This is a genomic window from Agrobacterium sp. CCNWLW155, from assembly GCF_036888815.1.
Lineage (GTDB): Bacteria > Pseudomonadota > Alphaproteobacteria > Rhizobiales > Rhizobiaceae > Agrobacterium > Agrobacterium radiobacter.
Genome location: NZ_JBAKFW010000024.1, coordinates 24294 through 31317, shown reverse-complemented (window position 1 = coordinate 31317; position 7024 = coordinate 24294). Strand labels below are relative to the sequence as shown.

General features: G+C 52.5%; 5 protein-coding genes. 2 read left to right on the top strand and 3 right to left on the bottom strand.

Annotation, left to right across the window (positions count from 1 at the left end):
• The 3 genes from V6S97_RS27750 to V6S97_RS27740 form a co-directional block, all read right to left on the bottom strand.
• Nucleotides 1–4512 (bottom strand): calcium-binding protein (locus tag V6S97_RS27750; RefSeq protein ID WP_334428285.1); only part of this gene is annotated, 4512 nt, incomplete at its 3' end.
• A gap of 12 nt (nt 4513–4524) precedes the next feature.
• Nucleotides 4525–5055, bottom strand: a complete 531-nt coding sequence (locus tag V6S97_RS27745; protein WP_334428284.1) for a hypothetical protein — start codon at nt 5053–5055, stop codon at nt 4525–4527.
• Nucleotides 5056–5127: 72 nt separating this feature from the next.
• Complete coding sequence (locus tag V6S97_RS27740; RefSeq protein WP_111785436.1) at nt 5128–5589, bottom strand: toxin-activating lysine-acyltransferase; 462 nt, start codon at nt 5587–5589, stop codon at nt 5128–5130.
• Nucleotides 5590–5974: 385 nt separating this feature from the next.
• Between V6S97_RS27740 and V6S97_RS27735 the strand changes: the two genes are divergently transcribed.
• Complete coding sequence (locus V6S97_RS27735) at nt 5975–6421, top strand: DNA-binding protein (protein ID WP_111785437.1); 447 nt, start codon at nt 5975–5977, stop codon at nt 6419–6421.
• The gene (locus tag V6S97_RS27730) at nt 6411–6989 is read left to right on the top strand and encodes a PIN domain-containing protein (RefSeq protein WP_111785438.1); all 579 of its coding nucleotides are present in this window, start codon (nt 6411–6413) and stop codon (nt 6987–6989) included. Before V6S97_RS27735 ends, V6S97_RS27730 begins: the two co-directional genes overlap by 11 nt.
• Nucleotides 6990–7024 lie beyond the last annotated feature (35 nt).

Sequence of the window (7024 nt, the reverse complement as noted above, 5' to 3'; positions counted from 1 at the left end):
GGGTCCCTGACTATAGGAAAGATTGCCCAACGATATGCCGGTGCCAAAGACAAGTCTGTCGTTATCACCGTCGTAGCCGCCCTCAACGATGATATCGTTGCCGTCGCCGAGATCGTAGAAATAGGTGTCGTCGTGCCAGCCGCCGATCAGAACATCGTCGCCGGCGCCACCACGAATCTGGTCGTTGTCGTTATAGCCGTAAATGCGGTCGTCGCCCGCGCCGCCATGCAGTACATCCGCTTGAGACGAGCCTGCAATCTGGTCGTCATTTCTGTCTGTAGCTCTCGCTGTAAGCGCACTCTTTACGTCTTGAGCCGACCAGATCGTCCCATCCGGGAACACGAACTGCTCGACACCAAAACTGTATAGTTGACCAACTACCTCAATGCGTCCAGGCATCCCCCGAAATGAGATTAGCAAAGAACGGTCGTCCCTGCCGCTGACGGACAAATGGATATCTTCGAAAGAAATTCCTTGGCCGAAAACCAGTTTATCCGCACCAGAGTTTTCTGAGATGACGACATATCCATCACCTCGATTGTAGATGTACGTGTCGTCGCCTTCCCCGCCAATCAGTTGATCATAGCCACCGCCGCCACGCAGCGTGTCGTCGCCCCTACCGCCAGATAGAATTTCGTCAGTGAAGCCGCCAACGAGTATGTCGTCACCAATGGTCTGGTTCTGGCTGATGTAAAGCTTGCTTAACTCCCTGTACGATAGCCGCGTCCCATCAGCGAATTCGAACAATTCAATGCCGTCCGAAAAATCGGGATTCCGGTAATGGATTGAAAGCTTGTCATTCGTGCCATCAATGCCCAACACAAGGACGGAACTATCGGCAGGATCTCTGCTCAGCATCAGGCTGGCAGATGTAATTCCGGCTCCGAATACCACTCGATCAATGTCACGTGTGAGACCGAGATCAATGATGGTATCCGCACCATCACCAAGATTGAACCGGTAGACGTCAGAGCCGACACCTCCCTGGAGGACATCATCACCACCCGCGCCGGCGAGATCATCGTCACCTGCAGTGCCTGAAATGGTAGCGGATGCTCCGTCCCCTTCTAATGTGACCGAAGAAAGCTCATTCTGCACGGCCAGGGATATTACATGGCCCCTTGACCACACCGTACCATCGGCAAATTCGAAGCGTTCAATACCGCTGAAATCCGTCAGAAAGCCACCGGTTATAACGAGAAGCGCTGAATCGTTGCCGTTGATCCGGATCACGAGATCGTCGCCAGCCAGGCGGTGGATGACCAGATCAGAGGGAAGAATTCCGTTTCCGAATACAATGACGTCGTTTCCCGTCGTTCCGGAGTCTGTGATGACGTCTACACCACTGTCAACGCGGTAGACATATCTGTCGGAACCATCGCCGCCGATCAATATGTCACGGCCGGCACCACCTTCGAGAACGTCGTTGCCAGCGAACCCTCGAAGCATATCATCGCCGCTGCCGCCAGAAAGCCAGTCTTCTGAATCGTCACCGAGCAAACGGTCGTTACCGGATCCTCCGTCGAGAACATCACCGAGCCCGCCACCGGCCAGAAGAACGTCGTCTCCGTCCCCGCCAAACAGCCAGTCATCGAGTTTTCCACCAATTAGAAAATCAGAACCCGCGCCGCCAAACAGATCATTGCCGAGGTCTCCGCCGTAGATCTGATCGTCGCCGGCGCCGCCATTTATTCTAGCGGCAAAGCCAATTTCGGTCTTTCCTGCCCTGTCAAAGCCATTGAAACCGATGAATTCACCGGCCTTACCGGACTGAGAAACATCGCCGTCAAAGCTTTCTTCATCGACGAAAATATAATCTGAACGCTCTCCGCCGCTGATCGTGTCTTTCTGTCCCGGCGCTATTGTGTCAGCAATGACTGCCGGTGAATTCGCTCCGAGTACAAACCACCGTTCTCCATCAAGATATGTGAAGACGACTTTATCGCTAGTGACAGCATTGTGCTCCAGCCACCAATCCCAGCCACCTGTCCAGTCGATTTCTGATCGTTGATGAATGCCCAGAGCAAAAGCTTGCGCCAGTGTCATCTGCCAGCCGATCGCGAATTCACTGTTCGGATCAGCTGCTATAATGGCGTTAATCGCAGAGATATTCCGCAGATAGTTCTGGTACTCTTTCGCGATCATTAAGGCGGACATCAGCTGGTTAAGAGCATCCGAACTTGACGTCTGTTGCGCACTTGCGCTTCCACCCGTCGGATCTATCACCGTTCTTGGTACTGCAGTCGCGCCGTCGGCACTGATCGACCATTCCTGATAAGTTTCCAGCGTCGTATGGATTGCGCGGCGAGCATAAACATCCCCACCCGCTATCTGCATCGATCGCAGGGCTTCGAATACACCTATATCGATCGTGCTTTTGGCATCCGATCCAAGATTATATTCCTCACCGTCAATTTTGACGGAAAAATCCTCCTCGACGAAACCGAAGGTCAGGCGCGCGACGTTACCGGCGAGTACGTCCCCGTCCACCAGATCGAGAATGGACTTCACAATGCTGATGTGACTTTCGGCCAGATCCCGTGCGACGTCTTTGTGCGCGCGATCTTCGCCGTAAACCCTGGAAATTCGATAAAGATCTTCAAGAGTATTGAATTCAATATCGGCGAATCCCTCGGGGTCATCACCGAATACGCCGCCTATAAGTCCTCCGAGCAGACCGCCCAGAAGAGATCCAATAAACGTACCGACAGGTCCAAGGGAACTGAAGATGAATGCGCCGATATTGGAGCCGATATTCGACCCCATCTGCTCGGTGTAAGTATCGAAGTTACCGATATTGTTGGCAAGAATCGTTCCCGCCACACTTCCAAGCGAATTCAGCATGGAGCTGGAGACGCCCAGATTCCAGGGATTGCCCGCAATAATATTGTCGCCGACTTTAACGATTGCGGCCTGTGTTGGACCTGCAACGAGTGCGGCAAGTTCTGGATCCATGTCGAGCAAATCGGCAAGTTGAGAACCAGCATAGGATCCAAGCGCAGCAAAGCCGGCAGATGCGATGATTTCGCCGAAATTGAAGCCGTTAGCTGAATTATCCAGCGCCTGTTGCGACTCGAGAGCGATAGTACCACCCGCGTTCGCTGCTAGAAACTCGAGGGCTGCAAGTTGAGCAAGGTTGGACCCTGCCTCCTGCGCAAAAATCGAAAGTGCGCTCGCAAGTGCTGGATCAATGTCTGCATCATCGATGAGCGCTGAAACGAGTGCACGTCCAGCATAGCCGCCAACACTGTCAACTACATTGAGAGCATAACGGCCAAGTAGAAGCTCCGCGCTAAAATCATCCTCACCAAAAACCGCGTCGGCAGCAACCGTTCCGAATGAACGCAGTGCCGAACCCAGAACGATATCCTTCCAGGCATTTCCCTCGAATAACGCGAAGGACAACCTCTCAATGATTGAATCGATCAGATGCGCTTCATTAGTTTGCGGTAAGAACAGCGAGTCGTTATGTACGCGAATTCCGTTAGCTACATAGGTATGGGTACCGTCAACTTCGAAATTGAACGTACGCCATTCAGATGAAGGCTCAAGCCCCCCCGCGTCCACCAGAGTTTTGTTATATCTGGTTTTGCCGACAACTTTGATTATGAACCCATCTTCACCAACAACTTCGAAAACATCGTCGTGGATGGCAAGTAGATCTTTCAGCTGGCTGAACGAGCCACTCGGTGTCAGAAAGTAATGGCTGGGAGTTGCGGTGAGAAAAGGCAGTTGCGCCTGATCTGTGGTTTCGCCCGTTCGATAAAGGTCCACCCACTGGTCAGTTTCCCCGGAAAATACCCTCACTACTTTTCGACATATTACGCCGCCCAAGCCTTCAAAGGAAAGAACTTCGTCCCCCATCTTGATGTTTTCGATAGGAATCCGCGTTCCGTCGGCCATTGATATAAGCGTCCCAGCCGGAAAGCATTTCTGGTCGTAAAGATGAGGCATAAGGCCGGCGGCTAGTCGCGCGGCAACTTGTGGATCCCCAACACTATACTTATCTACGGTCACAACGCCGCTTTTGTCGGTCGTCGTGACTTGAACCATCACATAATTATAATCACTATTACCGGGAAAATACTCTACTCTTTGGATCCGCCCGTCTGGATATACATTTATTGTGTTATAGGAGCTGAGGTTGCTTCCGTTAGAGCCAAGCGTCCCATCAATAGAAACACCGAGAGAAATGAAATCGTCCAAAGCGGATATGGATGCTCCGGCGTAAAATCCGTAAGTCCCGTCAGCGTATTTAACAACCCCGCCACTAAAGCCTTTAACACTTCCACCGACGCGGATATTCCCGGCATCGTCCACTTCAAAGGTCACCATTCGGCCACCGCCGAATGCGGAGCCGTCCCCCCAGGTTCCAGTTACGGCATCGTAATTTGTTCCGAAACTCACATAAAATATATTTCCTGAAACAGAAATATTGCCTTTCTCAATGCCATCAGTATAGTATTTGACTCCATCAATTTCCGCGAGGAGGGTTCCATTTATACTAGACATTATAACTCCAATTCATTTAAGATCGCAGTTATTTCGATCACAATACTGCGCGTCTAATCCAAATATGGATAGTATATTAGAAGTAGTGCAAGCTGTTGCTTTGAATTGCACAGAGGCAACGAAATTTGCATGGCCATCACCGGAGGGCGCGACCGCAAGCCCGCAAAGTTGATGCGCGACCACACCACCTTCCAGCAGCGGGAGTACCCCACCCCTGCCTTCGTAGTCTGCAGAAAGACGCGCGACGAGTGTTGATAACCCCGGAGCCTCGGTAAGGCAGCGTGGCCGATCTAAGGAAGAAGCTGTGCCGAAGTATATTAAAGTAAATTGATCAGCTGTATCGGACTCAATTGCGTTTGCACTAACGACATTATACTTATTTCCGAAAACGCGGGTCAAAAATCTGTTCACTTTCGGAGCGAATTCATCCGCATCTTGAGCACAAATTTTTATTTTATTATACGGCTTTCCCGCAATCTCTTCTCCATGTGAATGCGAGTAGAAGGAAAGTAACGATATTGCCGCGAACGTCGCGAGTGACATAAATCTCATGAGACAACAACTACTTACTGAAAGTTAGCACGGTAGCGAGTTTATACAGCTATTAAAGAGCCCTCACCATTCGACAACTGCTTTCCGTCCGCCTGGTGCTGCTTGCAACATCTTAAAACGCTTGTTTGATAGTACCTGTGTCTTCAGTTCCTGGATCAATGCTTCATGACCGCCAAAAGGGCATATAAAATCGATTAACCAGAGTTGCTCACCTGATTTCCAGTCAGTCGGCATCAGGCGCCGGATTCCCTTCGCCACAATTCTCTCTTCAGCTTCTTCCCCAAGAAGTGCCCAAGATGCAAATCCAAAAGGACTGCCCGCCCGCTCCCATAAATGGAACTGCCCTAAAATTATCGGCGGTGACACAAGCCACTCGATGTCAGTGATCATAAGATGTTTATGAAGCGGAGAACGCGACATGAGCCACAACGCATGGCCGATAGCATTGATACGCGCCTGACCCACCCCCTTGCCTAGCTCAGCCTCAGTTTGTCGGTCTGAATTCACTGTTTTGGTACTTTGCATCGAGCGCCCCCCACCTAGTAAGAGCCACTTTACAAATCCGACCGCATTTATCAACTCAAAATTGAGCGATCCCGGTGAGCTGCGCAATAGGACGCTGTGAGCTTATAGCCTGCTGGGGTCGGATCGCCGCTCGAACCACTGGGACGAAGCTCCGCCAGGCTGCTGGCCGAGGAATACGCACCTCCAAAGGAGGAACTTTCTACGGCTGGCGTCGAAGCCGATGCAGTCGAAATCGAACGAACGACCTATCAATTTCAAAGCCGACCGCCTTGATCGGACTTGAACTGGCACTCCGAAGAACCGCCGCCATTGCAACCAACCCACACTTTCAGTTATTGCAGATAGAGGTCTTGTTCGCTATATTTGAAGGCCAAGGAGATATCGCATGGCCAGCCAAATTGTTCATTTCGCCAGACTGTCAGATCGCGATCGAAAAATAGCTACGCCCTTGCCAAAGCTGGTTGCCGGCGACAGGCTGGAACTCCATGTTCGTGATGCTGGTGGCAAGGCGCGCACGCTCCAGATCCCGCCTTCGGCCGCCGCAGCTGTCGAAGCCCTTCTGGCGCATATGCTGCGCGGGGAGCGCGTCGCCGTACTGGCCGAGGACCAGGAAGTGAGCCCGAGTGACGCTTCAGCCATTCTCGGCATCTCTCGTCCGCTCGTCGTCTTGCGCATGGACCGAGGCGATCTGCCATTCCGCTACGTCGGCAAACATCGCCGCGCCCTCCTGAAGGATGTGCTCGCGTTAAAGTCGAAGCTCGACAAACGACAGACGGCAATGGAAGCACTTGCCGAGGATACAGAGGACCTGATCGAGACCTATGGCCTCTAATCCGCCCGTCGCGGTCTACGATGCCTGCGTCCTCTACCCCTTCCACCTACGTAACATTCTGATCCAGTGCGCCTTCGACGGTCTCGTCGAGGCGCGCTGGACCGACGATATACATGATGAATGGATGCGCAATCTCGCCGTCAACACGCCAGGTTTGTCCATCGACCGCCTGGAAGCTACGCGCGACCGGATGAACGCGGTCCTCCCAGAGGCAGCGTTGGGGGACCATCGCCCGCTTATTGCGGATCTCACGCTACCTGATCCCGACGATCGACATGTCCTCGCGGCAGCCATCGCGGACAAAGCCTCCGTCATCGTCACATGGAACCTGAAGGACTTTCCCGCAAGCAACCTTCTCGCCCATGGTGTGACCAGCAAGTCGCCCGATGATTTCCTCACCGATCTCCATGCGGCGTTTCCGGAAGCGCTAATCTCCAGTGTCAAAAGTGCGAGGCATAATCTGCGAAAGTCGATCCCATCGGTTGAGGCGTTCGTCGACGCGCTTCATCAAGGCGGGTTGAAGAAGTTTTCAGGGATGCTTCGCCGGAACATAACCGGATTGACGTGAGCCCGCGCAATCCTTGAAAAATTGACGAGACCGCC